The sequence below is a fragment of the Novosphingobium sp. TK71 genome, from assembly GCF_055361505.1.
On the sequence record NZ_CM143962.1, the window covers coordinates 3,168,373 to 3,191,642 of the forward strand.

At 67.7% G+C, this 23,270-nt stretch carries 22 protein-coding genes and 2 tRNA genes; 7 read left to right on the forward strand and 17 right to left on the reverse strand.

The genetic code is table 11. From position 1 onward, the window contains the following. Positions 1 to 20 precede the first annotated feature (20 nt). Positions 21 to 1,280, forward strand: a complete 1,260-nt coding sequence (locus ACXJ16_RS14945) for an aspartate kinase (protein WP_054439468.1) — start codon at positions 21 to 23, stop codon at positions 1,278 to 1,280. A gap of 198 nt (positions 1,281 to 1,478) precedes the next feature. Here the strand turns inward: ACXJ16_RS14945 and ACXJ16_RS14950 are convergent, their stop codons facing one another. The 4 genes from ACXJ16_RS14950 to ACXJ16_RS14965 form a co-directional block, all read right to left on the reverse strand. Then, entirely contained in the window at positions 1,479 to 2,774 is a 1,296-nt protein-coding gene (locus ACXJ16_RS14950; RefSeq protein ID WP_463920885.1) for an acetyl-CoA hydrolase/transferase family protein, read from the reverse strand. A 131-nt stretch (positions 2,775 to 2,905) separates the two neighbouring features. Continuing rightward, a complete protein-coding gene (locus tag ACXJ16_RS14955) occupies positions 2,906 to 5,131 on the reverse strand; it encodes an O-linked N-acetylglucosamine transferase, SPINDLY family protein (protein WP_463920886.1) in 2,226 nt (741 codons plus the stop codon). Positions 5,132 to 5,260: 129 nt separating this feature from the next. After that, a tRNA-Gly gene (locus ACXJ16_RS14960) sits at positions 5,261 to 5,335 on the reverse strand. 46 nt (positions 5,336 to 5,381) lie between these two features. Continuing rightward, positions 5,382 to 5,456 (reverse strand) — tRNA-Gly (locus ACXJ16_RS14965). A 224-nt stretch (positions 5,457 to 5,680) separates the two neighbouring features. Here ACXJ16_RS14965 and ACXJ16_RS14970 point away from each other — a divergent pair. After that, positions 5,681 to 6,583 (forward strand): tetratricopeptide repeat protein, encoded by a 903-nt coding sequence (locus ACXJ16_RS14970; protein WP_463921802.1) that lies wholly within the window; start codon positions 5,681 to 5,683, stop codon positions 6,581 to 6,583. A gap of 2 nt (positions 6,584 to 6,585) precedes the next feature. Then, positions 6,586 to 7,200: an LON peptidase substrate-binding domain-containing protein gene (locus ACXJ16_RS14975; protein WP_054439473.1), complete on the forward strand. Its 615-nt coding sequence runs from the start codon at positions 6,586 to 6,588 to the stop codon at positions 7,198 to 7,200. Positions 7,201 to 7,317: 117 nt separating this feature from the next. Here the strand turns inward: ACXJ16_RS14975 and ACXJ16_RS14980 are convergent, their stop codons facing one another. From ACXJ16_RS14980 to ACXJ16_RS15000, 5 genes are all read right to left on the reverse strand, one after another. Continuing rightward, on the reverse strand, positions 7,318 to 9,558 hold the full coding sequence (locus ACXJ16_RS14980) for a PBP1A family penicillin-binding protein (RefSeq protein ID WP_054439475.1): 2,241 nt from the start codon (positions 9,556 to 9,558) through the stop codon (positions 7,318 to 7,320). Positions 9,559 to 9,674: 116 nt separating this feature from the next. Then, a complete protein-coding gene (locus ACXJ16_RS14985) occupies positions 9,675 to 10,559 on the reverse strand; it encodes a dienelactone hydrolase family protein (RefSeq protein WP_324696980.1) in 885 nt (294 codons plus the stop codon). A 95-nt stretch (positions 10,560 to 10,654) separates the two neighbouring features. Then, positions 10,655 to 11,056, reverse strand: a complete 402-nt coding sequence (locus ACXJ16_RS14990; RefSeq protein WP_324696978.1) for a VOC family protein — start codon at positions 11,054 to 11,056, stop codon at positions 10,655 to 10,657. A 58-nt stretch (positions 11,057 to 11,114) separates the two neighbouring features. Then, complete coding sequence (gene purU, locus ACXJ16_RS14995; RefSeq protein WP_054439481.1) at positions 11,115 to 11,969, reverse strand: formyltetrahydrofolate deformylase; 855 nt, start codon at positions 11,967 to 11,969, stop codon at positions 11,115 to 11,117. 11 nt (positions 11,970 to 11,980) lie between these two features. Beyond that, positions 11,981 to 13,000: an NAD(P)H-dependent flavin oxidoreductase gene (locus tag ACXJ16_RS15000; protein WP_054439482.1), complete on the reverse strand. Its 1,020-nt coding sequence runs from the start codon at positions 12,998 to 13,000 to the stop codon at positions 11,981 to 11,983. A gap of 142 nt (positions 13,001 to 13,142) precedes the next feature. Between ACXJ16_RS15000 and ACXJ16_RS15005 the strand changes: the two genes are divergently transcribed. Then, entirely contained in the window at positions 13,143 to 13,613 is a 471-nt protein-coding gene (locus ACXJ16_RS15005; RefSeq protein WP_054439484.1) for a hypothetical protein, read from the forward strand. A 142-nt stretch (positions 13,614 to 13,755) separates the two neighbouring features. After that, positions 13,756 to 15,291: a catalase gene (locus ACXJ16_RS15010; protein ID WP_054439486.1), complete on the forward strand. Its 1,536-nt coding sequence runs from the start codon at positions 13,756 to 13,758 to the stop codon at positions 15,289 to 15,291. A gap of 100 nt (positions 15,292 to 15,391) precedes the next feature. On the opposite strand, the gene ACXJ16_RS15015 is transcribed toward ACXJ16_RS15010, so the two are convergent. From ACXJ16_RS15015 to ACXJ16_RS15035, 5 genes are read right to left on the reverse strand one after another with little or no spacing between them, the layout of a single operon-like run. Further along, positions 15,392 to 16,645 (reverse strand): adenosylmethionine--8-amino-7-oxononanoate transaminase, encoded by a 1,254-nt coding sequence (locus ACXJ16_RS15015; RefSeq protein WP_463920887.1) that lies wholly within the window; start codon positions 16,643 to 16,645, stop codon positions 15,392 to 15,394. Then, positions 16,642 to 17,286, reverse strand: coding sequence for a dethiobiotin synthase (bioD, locus tag ACXJ16_RS15020; RefSeq protein ID WP_185998562.1), 645 nt, complete (start codon positions 17,284 to 17,286; stop codon positions 16,642 to 16,644). Before bioD ends, ACXJ16_RS15015 begins: the two co-directional genes overlap by 4 nt. 7 nt (positions 17,287 to 17,293) lie before the next feature. Next, a complete protein-coding gene (locus ACXJ16_RS15025) occupies positions 17,294 to 18,034 on the reverse strand; it encodes a methyltransferase (protein ID WP_185998563.1) in 741 nt (246 codons plus the stop codon). Continuing rightward, a complete protein-coding gene (locus tag ACXJ16_RS15030) occupies positions 18,031 to 18,651 on the reverse strand; it encodes an alpha/beta fold hydrolase (RefSeq protein ID WP_463920888.1) in 621 nt (206 codons plus the stop codon). Before ACXJ16_RS15030 ends, ACXJ16_RS15025 begins: the two co-directional genes overlap by 4 nt. Then, positions 18,648 to 19,841 carry an aminotransferase class I/II-fold pyridoxal phosphate-dependent enzyme gene (locus ACXJ16_RS15035; protein WP_463920889.1) on the reverse strand — a complete coding sequence of 398 codons (1,194 nt, stop codon included), beginning with the start codon at positions 19,839 to 19,841 and terminating at the stop codon, positions 18,648 to 18,650. The genes ACXJ16_RS15030 and ACXJ16_RS15035 overlap by 4 nt, the downstream gene beginning before the upstream one ends. A gap of 197 nt (positions 19,842 to 20,038) precedes the next feature. Between ACXJ16_RS15035 and ACXJ16_RS15040 the strand changes: the two genes are divergently transcribed. Further along, complete coding sequence (locus ACXJ16_RS15040) at positions 20,039 to 21,118, forward strand: L,D-transpeptidase family protein (protein ID WP_463920890.1); 1,080 nt, start codon at positions 20,039 to 20,041, stop codon at positions 21,116 to 21,118. Here the strand turns inward: ACXJ16_RS15040 and ACXJ16_RS15045 are convergent. Continuing rightward, positions 21,109 to 22,143 (reverse strand): MBL fold metallo-hydrolase, encoded by a 1,035-nt coding sequence (locus ACXJ16_RS15045; RefSeq protein ID WP_054439493.1) that lies wholly within the window; start codon positions 22,141 to 22,143, stop codon positions 21,109 to 21,111. The genes ACXJ16_RS15040 and ACXJ16_RS15045 overlap by 10 nt on opposite strands. Before the next feature lie 233 nt (positions 22,144 to 22,376). Here ACXJ16_RS15045 and ACXJ16_RS15050 point away from each other — a divergent pair, with 233 nt between their 5' ends. After that, positions 22,377 to 22,868 carry a hypothetical protein gene (locus tag ACXJ16_RS15050; RefSeq protein ID WP_463920891.1) on the forward strand — a complete coding sequence of 164 codons (492 nt, stop codon included), beginning with the start codon at positions 22,377 to 22,379 and terminating at the stop codon, positions 22,866 to 22,868. A gap of 4 nt (positions 22,869 to 22,872) precedes the next feature. Here the strand turns inward: ACXJ16_RS15050 and ACXJ16_RS15055 are convergent, their stop codons facing one another. Both ACXJ16_RS15055 and ACXJ16_RS15060 read right to left on the reverse strand, forming a co-directional pair. Continuing rightward, positions 22,873 to 23,079 (reverse strand): hypothetical protein, encoded by a 207-nt coding sequence (locus tag ACXJ16_RS15055; protein WP_132469161.1) that lies wholly within the window; start codon positions 23,077 to 23,079, stop codon positions 22,873 to 22,875. Continuing rightward, the gene (locus ACXJ16_RS15060; protein WP_463920892.1) at positions 23,079 to 23,270 is read right to left on the reverse strand and encodes a DUF4169 family protein; all 192 of its coding nucleotides are present in this window, start codon (positions 23,268 to 23,270) and stop codon (positions 23,079 to 23,081) included. The genes ACXJ16_RS15055 and ACXJ16_RS15060 overlap by 1 nt, the downstream gene beginning before the upstream one ends.

Sequence of the window (23,270 nt, forward strand, 5' to 3'; positions counted from 1 at the left end):
CGACGGGGAGCAGTGGCACCTTGGCACGTATCGTGATGAAATTCGGCGGCACTTCGATGGCCGGAACCGAGCGAATCCGGCGCGTGGCGGGCATTGTAAAACGCCAGCAGGAAGCGGGCCACGAAGTCGCCGTCGTCGTATCGGCCATGGCCGGCGAGACCGACCGCCTCGTGAACTTCTGCCGCGAAGCCAATGCCCTCTACGATCCGGCGGAATATGACGTGGTCGTCGCCGCGGGTGAACAGGTCACTTCGGGCCTGCTGGCGCTCACGCTTCAGGCGATGGGCTGCAAGGCGCGTTCGTGGCTCGGCTGGCAACTGCCGATCAAGACCGACGATGCCCACGCCAAGGCGCGCATCGAGGACTTCGATTCCGACGCCCTGCTGGCCTCGATGGCTGCCGGCGAGATTGCGGTGATCCCCGGTTTCCAGGGCGTTTCGCCCGATGGCCGCATCACCACGCTCGGCCGCGGCGGTTCGGATACCTCGGCGGTTGCCGTGGCGGCGGCGGTCAAGGCCGACCGCTGCGACATCTACACCGATGTCGACGGCGTCTACACCACCGACCCGCGTATCGTGGCCAAGGCGCGCAAGCTGCCGCTGGTCACTTATGAAGAAATGCTCGAACTGGCCTCTGTCGGTTCGAAGGTCCTGCAGACCCGCTCCGTCTCGCTGGCCATGAAGGAAAAGGTGCGCGTCCAGGTGCTGTCCTCGTTCATCGACGAGAACGCGCCCGCCGCCGATACCCTGCCCGGCACGATGATCGTGAGCGACGAAGAACTGGAAGGAAGCGACATGGAACGCCAGCTGATCACCGGCATCGCCGCCGACAAGAACGAAGCCAAGGTCACGCTGACCCGCGTGCCCGACCGTCCCGGCGCCGTGGCCGCGATCTTCGCGCCGCTCGCGGAATCGAACATCAACGTCGACATGATCATCCAGAACGTCGCCAAGGACAAGGGCGAGACCGACGTCACCTTCACGGTGCCGCAGGCCGACCTCGTTCGTGCGCAAGCGCTGCTGGAAGAGCGCAAGGAGACGATCGGCTACTACCGCATGATCGCCGACAGCAATGTCGCGAAGATCAGCGTCGTCGGTGTCGGCATGCGCAGCCACGCCGGTGTCGCCTCGACCATGTTCAAGACGCTGGCCGATCGCGGGATCAACATCATCGCCATCTCGACCAGCGAGATCAAGGTTTCGGTCCTGATCGACACGGACGAGACCGAACTGGCGGTGCGCGTGCTGCACACCGCTTACGGGCTCGACGCTGCCGCCTGACCGGCCGCACAGATCGAACAGGAAAAGGCGGCGCGGCGAGCGCCGCCTTTTTCGTATCAGTCCTCGGCGCGGAGCTGGGCCAGCTCCAGCAGATGATCGCGCAAGTCGGCTGGCCATGGGCAAGCGCTGCGGCCAGTTCGGCCAGCTTGCCAGCAAAGAGCAGCCGCGAGGCTTCCTCGAAACCGGGAAGATCGCCGCCTAGAGTCCTCTCGCCAATTCGTCGCGGAACTTCGGGTCCGCCAGTCCGATCAGCAATTCCGCCCGTTCGCGCAGGGTCTTGCCCCGCAAGTTGGCGGCGCCGTGTTCGGTGACGATCCAGTGCACGTCGTTGCGCGGCGTCGTGACCGGGCCGTCCAGCTTCGGCACGATGCGGCTGACCGTGCCGCCCTGGGCGGTGGAGCGGCAGGCGATGATCGAGACGCCGCCTTTCGATGCGCTTGCACCGCGCACGAAGTCCAGCTGGCCACCTGCGGCGGAATATTGGCGGCCGCCCATGTATTCCGAATTGCAGGCGCCGTGCAGGTCGACCTGGATCGTTGCATTGACGGAGACGACATTGTCGTTGCGGGCGATCTCCGAAGCGTCGTTCACCACGTCCACCGGCAGCGAATAGACTTGCGGATTGCCGTCCATCCAGCGGTAGAACGGCTCGTCGCCCATCGCGAAGGAATAGACGCTGCGGCCCGGATGCGTCGTCTTGAGGCGGTTGGAGACCGCGCCGGAGTGGACCAGTCCGGCCATGGCGGGGGTGAGCAGCTCGGTGTGGATGCCAAGATCGCGGCGGTCGTCGATACGGCGGCAGACGGCGGCGGGGAGATTGCCGATGCCCATCTGCAGGCAGGCACCATCGTCGATCATCTCGGCGATCAGGGCGGCGATGGCCTCGTCTTCGGGGGAGCCGGCCGCCTCGCCGAACGAAAGCAGCGGCACGTGATTCTCGACGATGGCCGAGACTTGCGAGACATGGAGCGGGGTCGAGCAGGCAACGCGTGGCATCGCCGGGTTCACCTCCACGATCACCGTCCTGGCGCAATGCGCGGCGACCGAGGTGTAATCGTTCGCGGCGCCGAAGCTGAAGAAGCCGTTCTCGTCCATCGGCGATACGGCAAGCACGCAGGCATCGAGTTCGATCTCGTCACGTAGCAGCCGGGGCGAGCCGCTGAAGGCGCATGGCACGAAGTCTATCAGCGCCTCGGCGGCGGGATCGGCCTTGATCAGCGCCCGCTCGATACCGCTCATGAACAGGCACCGGGGGCGGATGCGGCCAAGCAGTTCGCGGCGCAGGATCGTCGATCCGGAATGGACCTGCGAAAGCAGATACCAGACGCGCAAGTCGCTCAGCTTTCCCGCCTCGGCGCGGCGTGCAAGGGCGGCGAGGATCGCGGGTGGTTCGCCCACCGCCATACCCATCGCAAGGTCGCTGTCGCTTTCGATGGCCATGACTGCCCGGTCGGCCGTCGTCAGCTTCGCCGCGTAGATTTGCCCAGCGTCCATGATCCCACTCTTTTTTGATATTATGCTTGCAGGATCGGGTGTGCCATTCGGCTCGCCGAAGGGGAAGAGGGGAGCTTGGCGCGTGCGCCAGGCGGAGATTTTCCGAAATGGCCGAAGTGCGGGCTTTCCCTTCACGGCACTTCGAAATGATCCGGTGCAAGCCCTGCCAGCCTTCGCCTGTGCATCTCCTTGAAGGCCGCCTCCACCCGCCGGGTATAGGAAACGGTGCGGAACAGCGGACTTGTGAGCCGGTTCGCGGCAAGGCGCTGGCGCAAGTGCCGCATCCCGCGCGGATCGTGCGCGAGCGCGAGGGCCGTGGCTTCGTAGGCGTCGCGGTCCGGCACGGCCAGTTCGGGCAGGCCCACCGCCCGCACGAGGCTTCCGGCAACCCGCGCGGCGAACTGGCGGCCGGACATCGTCAGCACGGGCAATCCGCCCCAGAGCGCATCGCTTGCGGTCGTATGGGCGTTGACGGCGAAGGTATCGAGGAACAGGTCGGCCAGGGCGAGGCGGCCCAGATGTTCGCCATGCGGCACCCCGGCGGAGAACACCAGCCGCCTTGCATCGATGCCGCGCAGCCCGGCTTCGCGGCGCAGGTTTTCCTCGGCCCAGCGGTTGGAGCGCAGCAGCCAGAGCACGCTGCCTTCGACCTGATCGAGAAGGCGCATCCAGATATCGAACTCGCCCGGTCCGATCTTGTAGGTGTGGTTGAAGCAGCAGAACACGAAGCCGCGCTCCGGCAGGCCCCAGCCGGCGCGGCCCCTGCTGTCCGCCACGATCGGGCGGCGCTCGTCGTTGGCCTGATAGCAATGGGCCAAGCGCACGATCTTCTCGGTGAACCACGCTTCGCCGCCCGGAGGCACGGTTGCGGCATCGGCGATGAAGTAGTCCATGCAAGGGTGGCCGATGGTGCCGGGATAGCCCATGTAGCTGACCTGCACAGGGGCGAGGCGCCCGCCGAACATCGCGGTGCGGGTGCCGCGGGTATAGCCCTTGAGGTCGACCGCGATGTCCAGCCCGTCCGCTCTCGCCAGCGCCGTGACCTCGGCGTCGGTCAGGTCGCCGATCTCGGTGAAAGAGTCGGCATGGCCGCGCAGGGCTATCCGCGAGGCGTCGCCATCGCAGCGGGGGCCGTAGCTGTAGAGGCGGATATCGAAGCGCGCCCGGTCATGCTCGCGGAACAGGCCGCTCATCAGGTACATCGTCGCATGGTCGTGAAAGTCCGCGGAGAAGTAGCCGACGCGGATTCGGCCGTCCGCCGCAGGGGGCGGTTCGGGCAGTGTCGCCGGGGGCGGTGCGAACTTCACGGCCGCGCAGGCGAGCGAGCGGCGGTACTGGTGCGCGGGGTCGTCCACGAAGGGCAGTGCCGCGAACGGCTGGACGGCTGCGGCCGAGGGGGCGTCGGTCAGCGCGAATTCGGTGCGGTTGCTCCAGTCGCAGATGTGGGCTTCCTCGAACAGGGCCTGGAGCAGCGCGGAGCGGTCGGCAGGATCGAGTTCCCAGCCCTTGCGGAAGGCGGCGATGGCGGCAGGCAGGTCGCCTTTCAGCACGAGCGCCTTGCCGCGATTGACGATGGCCTGCGTATTGCCGGGGTCGGCCTCCAGCGCGCTGTCATAGGCGCCCAGGGCATCGTCCAGGCGGCCCAGCAGCAGGAGTTCGCCGCCCATGTTGTTATAGGCTAGGGCATGGCCGGGCCGCAGCGCCACGGCGCGCCGGTAGGCCGAGACGGCCTCGGCGCGGGCGCCACGCTTTGCGAGCAGGTTGCCGAGGTTGTAATGGGCCTTGGTATAGCCCGGATCGAGGGCGACCGTTTCGGCGAACTCCGCTTCGGCTTCCGCCGGGCGTTCCTGCGCGTCCAGCAGGTTCGCGAGATTGAAGCGCGCGTCGGCATAGCGGGGGTGGCGGGCGATCAGCTTGCGGTAGATGTCCTCGGCTTCGGCGAACCGGTTCTGGCGGCGCAAGGTGATGGCGAGGTTGTTCCAGCAGGCTGCCGCTTCGGGATCGGCCGCGATGGCGCGGCGGAATGCGGCTTCGGCGGCCGGAAGCACGCCGAGCGCGAGCAGCGCCGCGCCTTGCAGGTTGTGGACGGTGAAGCTCTGCGGAAAGGCCGCGGCGAGCCGGGCACCCTCACGCACCGCATCTTCGAGGCGGCCGGAGCGATAGGCGGATACCATCTGGTCGATTTCGGCAGGCGGCGGATCAGCGTTGGCGGCTTCGAGCGCAAGGAGCGCCGACCTTGCCCGGCCGTTGCGGGGAAAACGGTCCAGCGCCTCGCGGTAGAACGCCCGCGCCGCTTCCGTCTCGCCTCTTTTCGCCGCGCCTCTTGCCTTGATCAGCAGCGCTTCCAGTCCGCTCACGTTCCCCTCCGCGAAAGCCACGGCGAGATTAGGCGAACAGGGTTCACGGCGTATGAGCAGGCGAATCAGGACATCCACGAGGCGTGGATGCAGGTTCCTGGAATGTCTGGATTTTCCACCGAAGGAAACTGGAGCGGGCGAAGGGATTCGAACCCTCGACCCCAACCTTGGCAAGGTTGTGCTCTACCCCTGAGCTACGCCCGCTCTGGCGTTTGGAGATGTCCGGCGGACCGGAAATCCCTATGTGAACTGGAGCGGGCGAAGGGATTCGAACCCTCGACCCCAACCTTGGCAAGGTTGTGCTCTACCCCTGAGCTACGCCCGCTCTGACGTTCAAGACCTGCTGGAGTGTCCGGCAGGTCCGGGGTGGAGGCGCGCCACTAGCAGTGCCTTTTGGAGGCCGCAAGAGGAAAATCGAAAGAATTTTTCGAAGCATGACAGAACGACACCTAAACGGCACCTAACCGGACATGAACCCTTCACAAATCCGTCCCGAGAGACGATCTAGGGGGCCATTCGATTTTCACGGGAGCACATACCTTGGCCAGCATGGGTCTCAACCTCGACGAACAGAAGGCGGTCGACCGGTTCCGCAAGACAGTGGCCGAACCGTCGATGACGCAGCTGGTGATTCTCGATTTCTGGGCCGAATGGTGCGGGCCGTGCAAGGCGCTCACCCCGGTGCTGGAAAAAGTTGCGGCGGACTATGCCGACAAGGGCGTGATCCTTGCCAAGGTGAATGTCGATGAAGAGCAGTTCATCGCATCGCAGTTCCAGGTGCGTTCGATCCCGACGGTCTATGCGATCTTCCAGGGGCAACCGGTGGCGGACCTTACCAGTGCGCGCACCGAATCGCAGCTGAAGGCCACCCTCGACCAGCTGCTGTCGCAGTTGCCGGTCCAGCCGGGCGGGGCCGAGCCGGAGCACGATATCGCGCCGCTGATCGCCATGGGCGAGGAAGCGCTGGCGGAGGGTGACGGCGAGCGTGCCGCCGCGATCTTCATGCAGATCCTCGAACTCGCGCCCGAGAACGCCGAAGTGCTGGCCGGGTTCGTGCGCGCGCTGGTGCTGGCGGGCCGCATCGACGAGGCCGGGCAGGTGCTCGACAGTCTCGAAGGCGAACTTGCCGCCGATCCGCTGCTGGAACGCGCCCGCACCGCGCTGGCGCTGGCGAAGGACAAACCCGAGGACAGCGAGCTTGCCGCATTGCGCGCCGCCGCTGCCGAGCGTCCCGCCGACATGGAGGCGCAGTTCGCTTTCGCCAATGCCGCATTCGCCGCCGGCGAACGCGATGCCGCGGCGGAGGTGCTGCTGCGCATGGTCGCCGCCGACCGCGAGTGGAACGAAGGCGCCGCCCGCGCCAAGCTGCTCCAGATCTTCGAGGTGACCGGCCTTGAGGACCCCTGGGTCTCCGCCACGCGCCGCAAGCTCTCCACCGTACTGTTCGGTTGACGGTGGCGCGGATCACCATCTTCCCGCTGCCGGGCGCGGTGCTCTATCCGGGGCTGCAACTGCCGCTCCACATCTTCGAGCCCCGCTACCGGGCGATGGTGAGCGACGCGCTCGCGCGGGATCGGCGAATCGGCATGATCCAGCCGCAACGCCCGCAGGAAGGCGCGCCGCTTTACGCGGTGGGCTGCCTCGGGCGGATCGGCGATGTCGAGGCGCTGGAGGATGGGCGGTTCAATATCCTGCTCACCGGCGAATCGCGGTTCCGCGTGCTGCGCGAACTCGATGTGACGACCCCGTTCCGGCAGGTCGAAGCCGAGCTCCTGCCTGACCGCGAGGACGAGGTGCTGGCCCCGATCGAACGCGCCAGCTTCGAGCGCGAGGCCAAGCGCTTCGCCGATGCGCAGGGTTATGCGGTGGACTGGGATCAGGTCGGCCGGCTGGACGACCAGTCGCTCATCAACGGCGTCTCGCAGATCGCGCCGTTCGATGCCGCCGCCAAGCAGGCCCTGCTCGAAGCGGACAGCCTGCCGCTGCGCTGCGAACTGCTGGTCCAGCTCATGCAGTTCTTCGGCCGCCGCAGCGACGACGGCGACGATGAAGGCGTGACGCTTCAGTAAGGCCACGCCCTGCACATCGAAGTGTGCGGCGTCTTCCAACGAAAAAGGCCCGGAGCTGTCTCCGGGCCTTTTTGTTTTCCTGTCGCCCGGGTCAGTTGCCCGGGTCAGTTTCAGGGGTCAGTTGCCCGGCGTGCGGGTGGCGACCGGGGCGGGGCTGCGCGTGGCGGCGGGGCGGGGAGTGCCGGCGGTTGGGCGGGGCGCGCCCGTCCCCAGTCCCTGTCCGGCGCGAAGGCCCGGATCGTCCTGCTGGCCGCGCCCGGTGGCGCGGTCGAGGAAGTCGCTGTTGGCGGCCGGCGGCGGCGACTGTGCGGGGCCATAGTCGGGCATCTGCGGCTGGCCGGGGCCGGGGCCGGGACCGACCGAACCGTCCTCGTAGCGCGGCTGGCCGTCCGGGCCCTGACCCGCGCCCTGGCCATCCGGGCCGGGCTGGACGATGTTGCCGTTCTCGTCGACGTAGTAATAGTCGTTCGGATTGCCCTGCATCGCCTCGTCGTCGGGTTCGAGCTGCCATTCGGGCAGTTTCACCTCGGTGTCGAACTGTTCGACCGGGCGCTTGGCCACCGCGACCTTCATGTAATCGGAGAAGGCGCGTGCCGGGGCATGGCCGCCGGAAAGGCCGCCGACCGGGCGGGCATCGTCGCGGCCCATCCAGACCCCGGTGGTGATGCCGCTGGAGAAGCCGAGGAACCAGCCGTCCTTGTTCGAACTGGTGGTGCCGGTCTTGCCCGCCACGGGGCGCCCGATCTGCGCGGCGCGGCCGGTGCCGGTAGCCACGGTCGTCTGCAGCAGGTCGGTGATCCCGGCGGCCACGTTGGGCGGCACCAGAACCTGTCCGCGCACCGACTTGTGTTCGTAGAGCACTTCGCCCGAGGACGTCGTCACCTTGACGATGCCATAGGGCTCCACCGAGGTGCCGCCGGCGGAAACCGCGGCGAAGGCGCGGGTCATGTCGATCACGCGCACTTCGGAGGTGCCCAGCACCATGGCGGGCTTGGTGTTGATCGGGGTGGTGATGCCGAAGCGCCGCGCCATCGAGGCCACGGTGCCGAAGCCCACCTCGTTGCCGAGCTGCGCGGCGACGGTGTTCTTCGAATAGGCGAAGGCGGTGCGGATATCGATCTGGCCGGCGAAGTTGCGGCCGTCGTTCTGCGGGCTCCAGCCGTCGATCGTCACCGGTTCGTCCACCACGCGGTCGTCCGGCGTGTAGCCGGCTTCGAGCGCGGAGAGGTAGACGAACAGCTTCCACGCCGAGCCGGGCTGGCGCATCGCGGTGGTGGCGCGGTTATAGTTCGAATTCACGTAGTCCGTGCCGCCGACCATCGCCAGCACGGCGCCGTCGCGGTCGAGGCTGACGAGCGCGCCCTGCGCGCCCTTGGGCACGTTGGCGACGATCGAACTGGTGGCCGCCTGCTGCATCTTCGGATCGAGCGTGGTCCAGACCTCGATCGGCTCGTTCGTGTCGGGCAGCAGCGTGTCGAGCTGGGGCAGGGCCCAGTCGGTGAAATAACGGACCGCGTTCTGGCCCTTTTCATGGACCACGTTCACGTCGGCGATGTCGGCCTGATCGGCTTCCTGCTGCGTGATCGCGCCGTTCTTGACCATCAGGCCCAGCACCACTTCGCCGCGGTCCTTGGCGGCCGCGACGTCGGCGGTGGGCGAATAGTTCGAAGGGGCCTTCACCAGGCCGGCGATGATCGCGGCCTCGGCGGTGGAGAGTTCGGTGGCGGGATGGCCGAAGAACTTGCGGCTGGCCGCGTCGATGCCATAGGCGCCGCCGCCGAAATAGACCTTGTTGAGGTAGAGTTCGAGGATCTGGTCCTTGGTGAACTTGCGTTCCAGCGCCAGCGCCAGCACCGCTTCGCGCGCCTTGCGCGTGAAGGAGCGGCTGTTGTTGAGGAATACGTTGCGGGCAAGCTGCTGCGTGATCGTCGAGGTTGCCTTGGCGCGGCCGCCCGTCGTCGTCGAGACGTAGACGGCGCGCAGCAGGCCCAGCGCGTCAACGCCGATATGCTCGCGGAAGCGGCGATCCTCGACCGAGACCATCGCGCCCTTCATGACGGCGGGAATCTGGTCGTAGCTCAGCCACTTGCCGTAGCTCGGCCCGAGCGAGACGAGTTCCGTCCCGTCCCGTGCGCGGACCACGATCATCTGGCCGTTCTGGCTGCTCTTGAGCGAATCGTATTCCGGCAGCTCGCTCATCGTGAAGACGACGGCGGTGCCCAGGAAGATCACGCCCAGAATGGCAAGTGCAGAGCCCCAGATCAGGACGCCGCGAACGATTCGGCGCCAGAGGGGTTTCTTCTTGGCAGGGGAGGAAGGCCCGCTGGAGGAGCGGCGCCGGCCGGAATCATTGGCCATTTTCGAGGTATAAATCCCTTAAGCGGACCAGGCGGCCCGAGCGCTTCCTACACCGTGGACGCGCCTATTGTAACCCGGCGTTAACGGGCAAGTGACGATCGGGCGACGTTCGGCGGCTAGAGCGCGGCGTAGAGGGCGAGCATCCGCTGCCATGCCTTGTCCGCCGCATCCGGGTCCCATGCCGGCGAATCGGGTACGCACCAGCCGTGATCGGCGGGGTAGACCTCGACTTCGGCGGGGCGTCCGGCGGCGGAGGCGGCCTGCTTCAGGTCGGTCTTCTGGTCCGGCTGCTTCGCATCGTCGTTGCGGGCGATGGCGAAGAGATAGGAGGCCTGCGTGCGCGCCAGAAGGCGGTGGGGGCTGTCGTCCTGGTCGGTGACGAGGCCGGCGCCGTGGAAGGAAGCCGCCGCGCGGACCCGTCCCGGTACTGCCGCCGCCGTACGGACGGTGAAGGGGCCGCCCATGCAATAGCCGTTGCTGCCGATCCCGCGCTTCGTATCCACGGCCTTCTGGGCATCGAGGAAGGCGACATAGGCACGGGCATCGCGGGTGATGGCGTCGGGCGTGAGCGCGGCGCGCAGCGGAGCGACCTTGGCCTGCCCTTCCGGCGTGCGGAAGGCGGCGAAGCTTTCGAACACGGGGGCGGGCTCGCCGCGATAATAGGGGTTCACGACAAGCACGGCGTGGCCTTCGGCGGCGAGCGTGCGGGCCATGATCTTCTTCGCCTCGCGCAGGCCGGCGATATCGGGCCAGAGGATGACGGCGGGATGGCTGCCCTTGGCCGGGTGGACGAAGAAGGCGTCGGCCACGCCGTCCGCCGTGGTGATCGAGACCATCCGCTCGTTCAGCGCATTGGCGCCGCGCAGCTTCATCACGTTGGTGCAGCCGGTAAGGGCGGCTCCGGCCGCCGCGCCGGCGCCGATCGCGGCGAACTGCCGGCGATTGAGCCCGCGCCGGGCAAGGTTGGCGTCTTCGGCCTCGGCGGTGAAATCGTCACACATCGAAAAGCGCTCCGGTCTTGAAATCAGGTGGTTGCCGCCAAGGCTACCCAACCGCGAAGGCCATGGCGAGGGCCTGCTTGCCGGAATGCCGGATTTCAGTCTCCGGGGAAGTTGAGTTCGAGGTTCACCGCATTGGGGTCCACCAGGAACACCTGCCGCAGGCCGAGGCCGGGGTGTTCCATCACCCGGTGCGCAAGGCCGAGCTGCTCGATCGTGGCCACCGTTTCGGCAAAGCCCGAGCAGCGCAGGGCGAAATGGTGGAGCGCGTTGGTCGGCTGTCCGGGCCGGTATTCGTCGTAGCGGCCCGGCGCGGTGGTGCGGTCCACGAGGTGGACGATCGCATGGCCCGCCGCATCGCGCATCCAGTAGCCGGCGATGCCTTTGGCGATCGTGGGATTGTCGCTGCGGGTGAGGCCGAGCACCCGTTCGTAGAACGAGGCGGTCGCCTCAAGATCGTCGGTAAGGATATTGACGTGATCGACACCGTTGACGGGCATGGGCTCTCTCCCCTGGCAGAGGCGGCACCATCGAACGATGATCGCCGCCCTGCAAGTGTCAGCTTCGGAAGACCACCGTGCGCGAACCGTTCAGGAGCACGCGGTCCTCAAGATGCAGGCGCACGGCCTCTGCCAGCACGCGGCGCTCGATGTCGCGGCCCTTGCGGACCATGTCCTCGGGCGTATCGGCGTGAGTCACGGTTTCCACGTCCTGGTGGATGATCGGGCCTTCGTCGAGGTCGGCGGTGACGTAGTGCGCGGTGGCGCCGATCATCTTCACGCCGCGCGCATGGGCCTGGTGATAGGGCTTGGCGCCCTTGAAGCCCGGCAGGAACGAGTGGTGGATATTGATGCAGCGCCCCGAAAGGAAGGCCGCCATCTCGTCCGAGAGGATCTGCATGTAGCGCGCCAGCACCACCAGTTCGGCCCGGGTCTCGTTCACCAGCGCACGGATCTGCGCTTCCTGATGGGCTTTGGTGTCCCGCGTGACGGGCAGATGATGGAACGGGATATCGCCGATCATCAGCGAGTTGATCGCCTCGCGCGGGTGGTTGGAGACGATCCCCACCACTTCCATCGCCATTTCGCCGATGCGCTGGCGGTAGAGCAGGTCGGCGAGGCAGTGGTCGAACTTGCTGACCAGCAGCAGCACCCGGCGCGGGCGGTCGCGCCGGGTCATCGACCAGGCCATGCCGTATTCGTGCGCGATCGCGCCGAACCCTTCGCTGAACGCCTCGCGATCCGCGGAGCCCGGATCGAAGGCCACGCGCATGAAGAACTTGTCTTCCTCGAGGTCGTTGAACTGCTGCGCCTCGATGATGTTGCCGCCCGCCTGCGCGAGGTAGCCGGTAACGCGGGCGACGATGCCGGGACGGTCGGTGCAGGACAGCGCGAGGATCAGCGGTTCAGCCATTGGTTCGGGCCTCAGGCAGCGGAGCGGTTGGAAAGCGCCGCTTCGGATTCGGCCAGGAGGGCGGCGATGATGTCCGCGACCGGCTCTTCCTTGCTGACCATGCCCACCGACTGGCCGGCCATGACCGAGCCGCTCTCGACGTCGCCGTCGATCACCGCGCGGCGCAGCGCGCCTGCCCAGAAGTGCTCGATCGAAAGCTGCGCCTGGCCCATGTCCAGTTCACCGGAATCGAGGCGCTTGGCGACTTCGATCTGCTTGGCGGTGAATTCCTCGGTGCCCTTGTTCTTGAGCGCGCGCACCGGGATCACCGGCAGGCGCGGATCGACCTGCACCGAGGCAACCGCATCGCGTGCCGAGGCCCGGAAGAACGCCTTCTTGAAATCGGCGTGAGCGATGGATTCGCTTGCGCAGGCAAAACGGGTGCCGAGCTGCACGCCCGCCGCGCCCATTTCCAGGTATCCGGCCATGGCCTCGCCCCGGCCGATACCGCCCGCCACGAAGACGAGGTTGTCGGCGGCGAGCGCGGGCAGGATTTCCTGGGCCAGCACCGAAGTGGAAACCGGGCCGATGTGGCCGCCGGCTTCCATGCCCTCGATCACCAGCGCGTCGGCGCCGGAGCGCAGCAGCTTCTTGCCCAGCGCCAGCGTGGGCGCGAAGCAGATCACCTTGGCGCCCGATTCCTTGATCGCCTCGACGCTGCCCTTGGGCGGAATGCCGCCGGCCAGCACGACATGGCCGACCTTGTGCTTCGCGCAGACCGCGATCAGCTCGAAGAGCTGCGGATGCATGGTGATGAGGTTGACACCGAAAGGCTTGTCGGTCAGGGCGCGCGTCCCTTCGATCTCCTTGTCGAGGAGCTCGGGGTTCATCGCACCACATGCAATGACGCCAAAGCCGCCGGCATTGCTGATGGCCGAGACGAGATTGCGTTCGGATACCCAGGACATGGCGCCGCACAGGATGGCATATTCGCTGCCGAGAAATTCGCATCCCCGCGCCATCAGCGCCGAGGTCTTGGAGTTGGCGGCCATTGATGCTCCCATAGCCCGCATTCATGAATGAGCGAGCCCATAGGATGCTGCAGCGCCGCGCACAAGCTGGCGCGGCCACCTTCCTGCGCCGCATCGTTCTATAATGCGATTGACGATACTCCCGAATGGAACTGCCTTTCCCATGACCAAGACGCTGACTTCCACCCTCCGTCAGCCCTCCAGCATCGTCATCCTCGTCATCGTGCTGGCCGCCGCGGCGCTGCTCGGCACGCTGGCGTTCGAGAAGATGACCTCTGATCTCCCCGAGGCGCTGGCCGCCGCGCCCGCGCAGCAGGCCCCGATGACGGGCACCTCGCGGCTGGGCGAACAGGACCAGGCCACCCTGATGCAGATCGAGATCGGCGCGGGCAACCTGGCGACCGAACTGGGTAACGGCGATACCGGCACCGCCAATGCCAATGCGCTTGCCGGGCTGGCCACGCTGTCCGCCAAGGCTGGCGCGCTCGGCGCAGGCACGCCCGGGGACGTGCGCAAGTTCCTGGCCGCCGAAATCAGGCGCGCGCGCGATGCGGTGCGGCGCGGCGACGTGGCGGACGCCAGTTCGACGCTGATTTCGCTCCAGGCCCGGCTCGCGATCAGCAGGACGCTGTAAGGGCCGTCTGCAGCTGGCCCTGTGCAACTAATCGCCTGAAGCGATTACACTTACGCCTTCGTATAGCTTATTCAATCAGTCTCCTTCGGTTAGAACCGTCTCGCAAGCCCTTAGCGGGACGGACAAGACAAGGAGTGAGACCATGACCGAAACCACACCCGGCGGCGGAAAGTGCCCCTACGCCCACGGCGAGACTTCGCTCACTCCTACCCCTCTCACCACCGCCTTCGGCGCGCCGGTGGTCGACAATTCCAATTCGCTGACTGCCGGGCCGCGCGGGCCGCTGCTGATGCAGGACGTGTGGCTGCTGGAGAAGCTGGCCAACCTCAACCGCGAAGTCATCCCCGAGCGGCGCATGCATGCCAAGGGTTCGGGCGCGTTCGGCACTTTCACCGTCACCGGTGACGTCAGCCGCTATACCCGCGCGAAGTTCCTGGGCGAGGCGGGCAAGCAGACCGAGATCTTCGCGCGCTTCACCACGGTTGCGGGCGAGCGCGGCGCCGCCGATGCCGAACGCGACATTCGCGGCTTCGCGGTGAAGTTCTACACCGAGGAAGGCAACTGGGACATGGTCGGCAACAACACGCCGGTCTTCTTCGTGCGCGATCCCCGCAAGTTCCCCGATCTCAACAAGGCGGTGAAGCGCGATCCCCGCACCAACATGCGCAGCGCCACCAACAACTGGGACTTCTGGACCCTGCTGCCGGAGGCGTTCCACCAGGTCACTTATGTCATGGGCGATCGCGGCATCCCCAGGAGCTACCGCCACATGGACGGCTTCTCCAGCCACACCTACTCGTTCTACAACGAGGCGGGCGAGCGGTTCTGGGTGAAGTTCCACTTCAAGACCCAGCAGGGCCACGCCCACCTGACCGACGCCGAAGCGGCGGCAATCGTGGCAGGTGACCGCGAATCGCACCAGCGCGATCTCTACGACGCCATCGAGCGCGGCGATTTCCCGAAGTGGAAGGTCATGGTGCAGATCATGGCCGAGGAAGAAGCGGCGACCTGCGGGTTCCACCCCTTCGACCTCACCAAGGTCTGGTCGCAGAAGACCTACCCGCTGATCGAGGTCGGCATGATGGAGCTGAACCGCAATCCGGAGAACTTCTTCGCCGATGTGGAGCAGAGCGCCTTCAGCCCTTCCAACCTCGTTCCCGGCATCGGCGTCTCTCCCGACAAGATGCTGCAGGCGCGTCTCTTCGCCTATTCGGATGCGCAGCGTTACCGCCTTGGCGTGAACCACCACCAGATCCCGGTGAACGCCGCGCGCTGCCCGGTCTTCACCAACCACCGCGACGGCCAGGGCCGGGTGGACGGCAACTACGGCGGCCTGCCGCACTACCACCCGAACTCGTTCGGGCAGTGGCAGGGCCAGGGCGAGTACCGCGAACCGCCGATGAAGATCGATGGAAACGCCGATTTCTGGAACTTCCGCGAGGATGATGACGACTACTACAGCCAGCCGCGCGCCCTGTTCGAACTGATCGACGCCGACCAGAAGCAGCGTCTGTTCGAGAATACGGCCCGCGCCATGGGCGATGCGCCGGACTTCATCAAGCAGCGGCACATCGACAACTGCACCCGCTGCCATCCGGCTTACGGCCAGGGCGTGGCCAGCGCACTGGGCATGAGCGTGAACCCCGCGCTCTCGCCCGTGCCCGAGACGGCAGACTGACCAGAGCTACCCCGGCCGCCGTTACCCCCCCATGCGGCGGCCACGGTCCCGCCTCCCCGTTTCGCGAATGCCGCGCCGGGGAGGCGGGATTATCCGTTTTTCAGAACGATATCACCGCTTCGCCGATGGCATCCCACACGTGTGCGAGCTGATCGTCGGTAATGCAGTAGGGCGGCATGACGTAGACCGTGTTCCCGAGCGGGCGCAGCAGCACGTCGCGTTCCCGGAAGAAGGCCATGAGGCGCGGGGCGAGGTCGCTCATGTAGCCGCTGGTGCCGGCGGTCCTGAGGTCCAGCGCGGCGATCGTGCCGATCGTGCGGGGATTGTCGAAATGGCAGAACTGGCCGAGCTTCGCGATCCAGCCCGCCTGCTTTTCCGCCAGCGCGGCGATCCTCTCCCGCACCGGCTCCTCGCGCCAGATCGCCAGGTTGGCGGCGGCGGCGGCGCAGGCGATCGGGTTTGCCGTGTAGCTTGACGAGTGGAAGAACATCCGCGCGCGGTCGGCGGAGTAATGCGCCTCGAAGATCGGCTCGCTGGCCATGGTGACGGCGAGCGGGACGGCGCCCCCGGTCAGCCCCTTGGAAAGGCAGAGGATGTCGGGGACGATGCCGGCCTGTTCGCAGGCGAGCAGGGTGCCGGTGCGGCCCCATGCCGTCATCACTTCGTCGGCGATGAACAGGACCCCGTGCCGCGCGCAGATATCGCGCATCGCGGCAAGCGTTTCCGGGCCGTATACCAGCATCCCGCCCGCGCCGAGGATCAGCGGTTCCACGATCAGGGCGGCGGTGTCCGGCTGGCGGCAGAGCGCCTCCAGCGCGTCCAGCGTCTGCTGTTCCGCGCCCGCTGCGGGGAAGGGAATGCGGCCGACGCCGAACAGCAGCGGCTCATAGGGCTGGTTGAACACGCCGCGCTCCCCCACCGACATCGCGCCGATGGTGTCGCCGTGGTAGGAATTCTCCATCACCACGATCCGGTGGCGGTTCTCGCCCCGCCAGTGCCAGTAGCCGAGCGCCATCTTCAGCGCGACTTCGACGCTGGTCGAACCCGAATCGGAGAAGAACACCCGCGTCAGGCTTTCCGGCATGATCTCGCGCAGGCCGGCGGCGACATGTTCGGCCGGTTCGTGCGTCCATCCGGCGAAGATGATCTGGTCGAGTTTCTGCGCCTGCTCCGCGATGGCGGCGCGGATGCGCGGATGGGAATGGCCGTGCGTCGTCACCCACCACGAGGAAACCGCGTCCACCACCGCCTTGCCGTCGGCCGTGTGCAGCAGCGCGCCCTCGGCATGGGTGACGAGCGGCACCGGCTCGCCAAGCCCGTGCTGCGTGAAGGGATGCCAGACCGATGATGTCATGCCCTGAAGTCCTCGATGCGGAAGTTTGCTGCAAAGGCGCGGGCCAGGGCCTCGGGGGTCAGGGATGCGAGGCGGGGCAGGCGGCCGAGGCGGCGGACATTGCCCATGGCGCAGATGGTGGCCTCGCTGTCTTCCACGGCATCGCCCACGAAAGCCACGCCCAGCACCTCGACGCCGCGCGAACGCAGCGCCTCGATCGAGAGCAGCGAATGGTTGATCGTGCCCAGCACGGTGCGCGCCACCAGCACCACCGGCGCCTGCCACCGCGCGAACTGGTCGGCATAAGTCATGGTGCGGGTGAGCGGGACCATGACGCCGCCCGCCCCCTCGACCACCAGCGGACCTTCTACCTGCGGCAGGGCGAGCCGTTCGGGATCGATCTCCACCCCGTCGATCTCGGCGGCGAGGTGCGGGGAGCAGGGGGTGGCGAGGCGGTAGGCTTCGGGCAGGATGTGGCCGGCGGGCAGGCCGGACAGCCGCCCCACGCGGTCTCCATCGCCGCCGTCTTCCTCGAGCCCGGCCTGTACCGGCTTCCAGTAATGCGCGCCCAGCGCCCCGGCGAGCGCGGCGGCAAACACGGTCTTGCCGATTTCGGTATCGGTTCCGGTGACGATCAGGGTTCTGGCGATCTGGGGTCTCATGGGGCGCTCACCTAGCGCGGTGTAAGTGACAGGTCACGACCTCGTAAGTGACTTCGCATCCGCTTTGGGCAAAACGAGCCAGCGTCCGGCGCAACTGGCCGGGAGAAAGCGGGCGGTGCCCGGCATCGGCGGCGTGCGCGCCTATGGCCTTGAGCGCGCGCAGGAAGGCGAGCGGATCGTCATGGCGCTCGATGCGGTTCTCGGCCGTGACGGCGAAGTCGCCGAAGGCCGCGACCGGGGCGAAGCGGGGCGTTCCGGCCGCGAGGCCCTCGGCCGCGTGGGCCTCGCGCCACTGCGCGAAACTGCCGGGGCCGAGCGTCGTCACCATCAGGTGGCCGCCGGGTGCAAGCCAGCCGCCCATGCGGGCGAGCGCGCGCGGGGCATCGTCGAACCACTGCACGGCGAGGCTGGAGCAGATCAGGTCGAACGGGCCGCCGCCGGGATCGCCGTACTCACCGTCGAGCACGGCGAAGCGGCGGTGCGCGTCTTCGCCCAGCCGCGCCCGGCAACGCTCCAGCATCTCGGGCGACAGGTCGGTGACGAGCCAGTCCCCGCCAAGGCCCGCCAGCGCCTGCGTGAGGAATCCGGTGCCGCAGCCGATTTCCAGAACGCGGGGGCGCCGGGGCAGGGCAAGCGCGGCGATCCGCGCGGCGAGGGCCTGCGCGATGTCGCGCTGGATGCGTGCGTTGCCGTCATAGTCGGCAGCCCCGGCGAAGGCGCGGGCGATGCTTTCACGTGGAACGTTCATGCTCCCTGCCCGATCATGCCGCGCACCGCCCCGGCGCAAAGCTCCGGCGCTTCCAGCGGCAGGAGGTGTCCGCCCGCGGCGCTTTCGATCCGGCTCACGGCCGCGCCCGCGAAAACGGCGGCCCGCATCGCCTCGGGCAAAAGCGGGTCGTGCGCGCCCTGCAGCGAAAGTACCGGCACCGCCGGCAGTGGCGGCTGGGCATCGCGCAGGCGCAGCAGGTCGGTGCGGAGCAGGTCCGCGTCGATTTCGCCGAAGCCATCGCCTGCACCGCACTGGCGGCGGAACTCGGCGAGCACGGCGCGCGGGTCCTCGCCGAAACGGCGCAGCATCCGGTCCACCACGCGCACCGGGACGCCCGCGCGGTCGGGACGGGCGGTGAAGCGCTCGAACCCGTTGATCGCCACGATGCCGACGAGCCCCGGCGGCGGATCGGCCAGCACGCGCATCGTGCCGTAGGAGTGGGTTATCGCAAGGCACGGGCCTTCCACGCGGCAGGCGCGCGGCGCGCCGAAGTAGCCGCAATCGTCGATCGCCTGCGGCATGTCCGCCAGCAGGTTCGCGAGCGGTTCCCAGAATGCGCTGCCGAAACCCCAGCCATGGGCGAAGAGCAGCTTCATCGCCGTTCCCCGGCCTGCGAAATCGGGCCCACCGCATCGCCGATGGCTTCCAGCAGGACATCGATATCGGCTTGGGAATGAGTCGCCCGCAGCGCAAGGCGCAGGCGGCTGGTGCCCGGCGGCACCGTTGGCGGGCGGATCGCCGAGGCGAGCAGGCCGCGTTCCTCCAGCTGGCGCGAGAGGCCCAGCGCCGCTTCTTCCGCGCCGATCACGGCGGGGACGATCTGCGTGCTGGACGCGCCATGGTCGATGCCGAGCGCGGCGAGCCCGCGGCGCAGGCGGTCGCCCAGCACGGCGAGGTGGGCGCGCTCCTCGTCCATGCCCGGCACAAGGTCGAGCGCGGCGTCGATCGCGCCAAGCACGGCGGGCGGCGGGGCGGTGGTGAAGACGAAGCCGCTCGCCGCGTTGACGAGGTAGTCGATCATCACCCGCGATCCCGCGACATAGGCGCCGAATCCGCCGAGCGCCTTGCTGAAGGTGCCCATCACGAGGTCGATCCCGCCGGGCACTTGCGCCGAAAGCCCCGCGCCGCCGGGGCCGAGCACGCCGGTGGCATGGGCTTCGTCGACGAACAGGAAGGCGTCGTGCCGGGCGGCGATGTCGGCGAGGCGGGCGATATCGGCGCGGTCCCCGTCCATCGAGAACACGCTTTCGGTAAGGATCAGCCGGGCGGGCGCGTCACGGCCCTTGCCGGCCAGCAGCTCCTCCAGGTGATCGAGGTCGTTGTGGCGGAAACGGTGCTGGCGCGTGCCGGAAATGGCGATGCCGGCGTGCATGGAGGCGTGGACCAGCCGGTCGGTGAAGACCATGGCGCCAGGCGCGGCGGCGAGCAGGGCGGGGATCACCGCGGCATTGGCCTGCCAGCCGCTGGCGAAGGTCAGCGCCGCCTCGGCATGTTTGAACGCGGCGATCCGGGCTTCGAGCGCGAGATGCGCCTCGCTCGTGCCGGTTACCAGCCGGGAGGCGCCGGAGCCGGTGCCCAGGGCCTCGGTCCATGCGCGGGCGCGTTCGACCAGCAGCGGATGCCGGGCAAGGCCGAGATAGTCGTTGCTGGAAAAGTCGATCAGCTCGCGGTCACCGCGCCGGATGCGGCCGCCGGGCTCCAGCGCGGCGGGACGCAAGGTGCGGCGCTGTCCGGCGCTCTCGATCCGGCCGAGTGCCGCCGCGAAGAAGGAATCGAACCTGCTCATCGCGCCAGCCGGTATGGCAAGCGGGCCTCCGGCACAATGGGGGTGGGCGCGCCTCCGGCACGGTGGGACGCGCGCTTCCGGCAGGTGGGGCGGCAGGCGCGGCGTGAGCAGGTGGCGGCGTGCGGCACAAAAACGCGCGCCGCCGTGAAGCCGGGCGCGGCTTCGCGCGTTGATGGGGAAAGAGGAAAAAAAGAAGGATGCCCCGCGTGTTGCGAACCCTGCCGCTTGTCTCCGTCGCCGCGGCCCTGCTGCTCTCCGCCTGCCATTCCGAGCGTGCCCCTTCCGGTGAGCGCACCGGCGCGACATCGCCGGGGCAGGGACTGGCCTTTGCCGACGCGCCGGGCGGCGCCGCCACCGAATCGGCCGACAGCCTCGTGCTGCGCGCGCAAGTCGCGCTCGACCGGCTCGGCTTCTCCTCCGGCGTGATAGACGGCAAGGAAGGCCAGTCCTACGGCCTCGCCCTCAGCGGGTTCCAGCAAGCACGGGGCCTGCCGGCAAGCGGCAGGCTGGACCCGGCGACCCAGCAGGCGCTGCTTTCGGGCAGCGACAGCGCCGGAACGCGCAACGTGGTGATCCCGGCGGACTTTGCGAAAGGCCCGTTCGTGCCAGACCTGCCCAAGGACATGGCCGGACAGGCGCGGTTCAAGCACCTGGGTTACCGCAGCATGGCCGAGGCGCTGGCCGAACGGTTCCACACCACGCCCGAAACGCTGCTGGCGCTCAACGGCGCGGGCACGGTGCTGGGCGCGGGTCGAACGATCCGGGTGCCCGACGTTCGCGATGCCGGACTTGCGACCATCGAGGGGGACGAAAGCGGCTGGGCCGATACCCTTCAGCGCCTTGGCGTCGCGGCGGAGCAACCCAGGGCCGATCACGTCGTGGTCGACAAGTCCGATGGCGCGCTGCGGGTCTATGACGGTGCGAACAGGCTGATCGCGCAGTTCCCGGTGACCACCGGCAGCGGCCACGATCCCTTGCCGCTCGGCACCTGGAAGATCGTGGGAGAGGCGCGCAATCCGGACTATCACTTCAACCCGGACCTGTTCTGGGATGCCAAGAAAAGCGCGAAGGACAAGCTCCTGCCGCCGGGGCCGAACGGGCCTGTCGGCGTGGTCTGGCTGGACTTGTCCAAGGCGCACTACGGCATTCACGGCACGCCCGAACCCCAGAACATCGGCCGCACCGAAAGCCATGGCTGCGTGCGCCTGACCAACTGGGACGCCGCGCGGCTGGCGCAGATGGTTTCGGCGGGAACGAAAGTGGTGTTTCAGGCCTGACGTTCGACCGGATAGCCCGCCTCTGCCCATGCCTTGACGCCGCCGTCCAGCGCGACGGCGCGCAGGAAGCCCAGTTCGCGCAAGGTCGCGGCGGCCAGCGTGGAGATCTTGCCGAATTCGCAGCATGTCACCAGCCGGGCGGTGGGATCGCAGAGCATCGCGTTGACCCGCAGTTCGAGCTGGCCGCGCGGCAGGTGGACGGCGCCGGGAATATGGCCGGCCTCGAACGCTTCCTTCTCGCGCACGTCGAGCACGATCATGTCGCCGGCTAGGGTGCCGATCCGCGCGTTCAGTTCCTCCAGCGCGATGAAGGGAACGCGCGCGGCGGCTTCGGCGAGAAGCTGGGCAACGGTCCTGCCGCCGTTCATGTTGGTGCGCAGCGCTTCGGTGAGATGGGTGGGCGCGGCCAGGTCCAGATGCTGCATCATCGCCACGAATTCATCCCGGTCGGTCTTTTGCAGGCGCGGATTTTCGGCGATTTCGGCGCCGATGGTGGAATGGCTGCGGCCCTTGTAGTCATGCGCGGGATAGACCAGCGTTTCTGGCGGGAGTTTCAGCAGCTTGCCGAACAGGCTGTCGTGCAGGGCGGCGGGATCGCCGGTGGGAAGATCGGTGCGCCCGGTGCCGCCGATCAGCAGCGTATCTCCGGTGAAGACCCGGTCCGCGGCAAGGATGCACATCGAATCGCGCGTATGCCCCGGCGTGTGCAGGGCGCGCAGGCGCAACTCGCCGACGATCAGCATGTCCCCATCGTCCAGTCGCATCCCGGCATAAGGGGCAGGGCTCAGGCGGTTCATCACCACCGGCGCGCGCAGCAGCCTGCCCAGTTCGCGGCTGGCGGAGAAGTGATCGGCATGCGTGTGCGTGTCGAGCACGTAGCGGATATGGACGCCGAGCTGGCTCGCCAGGCCGACATAGCGATCGATCTGGGACTGTTCCGGGTCGATCAGGATCGCGGCGCGGCTGGCTTCGCAGCCGAGCAGGTATGACTGGCAGCCGCCCGTGGCGATTTGCTCGAAGATCATGCCGTTTCCTTGCGGTGTGACCGGGAAAGTCTGCCTGCCGCCACCGGCCGCCGCAAGCACCGCGATCCGTTTCGGGTACGTCTCTTTGGAGTAACCGCACCGTTCCGGCCCGGCGGCGCGGGATGGATCGAGCCCTGTCCGGGTTGGAACGAATCGGCCCGTCTTGCGCTTTACCCTGCCGGAATCCTACGCCTCGGCAGAGAATTCCAGATATCGCAATTCAAGGACATATCATGAAAATCCGTCTTGCCGCGCTTGCCGCCGTCGTCGCTCCGGCCGCGCTGTTCGCCGCTGCCACGCCTGCCGCCGCGAAAGTGACGGCCGAGGCCAACGTGGCCCGCGCGGAAGGGGACTGGGGCGGCGAACTGGCGATCGGCGTGCCGGTGATCCAGGACGGCGGCTTCAGCATCACGCCCGGCGCGGGCGTGTTCTTCCACCACCGCGACCATCCCGGCTACTTCACGGACGATTCGCAGTGCTTCAACCGCGGCAGCGGCGCGCAGGTTTCCGACGGCAAGTGCGACAATTCCGGCACCAGGTTCTTTGGAAAGGTAGAGGCGATGTACCGCCTGCCGATGTCGCTCGGCCTGGGTGTCGGCGCGCGGCTGATCGGTGACGACCTGCGGGCCTACGGCACGGTCTCCATGCCGATCCTTCCGCGCATCGACGTGAAGGGCAATATCGGCGACCACTATCTGGCGGCCGGCCTGCAGGCGCGGTTCTGAGTTTCTACCAGCCCTCGATCAGATCGACATAGGCCACCACGTCATTGTCGGTGGCGATGAACAGGCCGTCCTGCACCTCTTCGGGTTGCCGGGCGGCCATGTCCATGGCCTCGGTCAGGGTTCCGTAGAACAGCGTGCTGGCCGCGCCGCCGTCCGGGCCGGAATCGAGGTGATACAGGCGCACCGTGGCGTCGAGATAAGTCGTGCGCATCAGTCCTCGCCTTGTTCCGGGGTTCGCCTGGCACCGTCCACGATGCGGCCCAGACGCGTGATTTCCGCCTCGGTCGCCCGGCGTTCGTGCTTGCTGCGGCCATGCTGCGCGCGGGCGGTGTCCGCCTCGGTCCGGGCGGCGTCGCGCGCCTTGGCCTTGCGGGCCATGCGAAGGTTGATGATCTCGGCCAT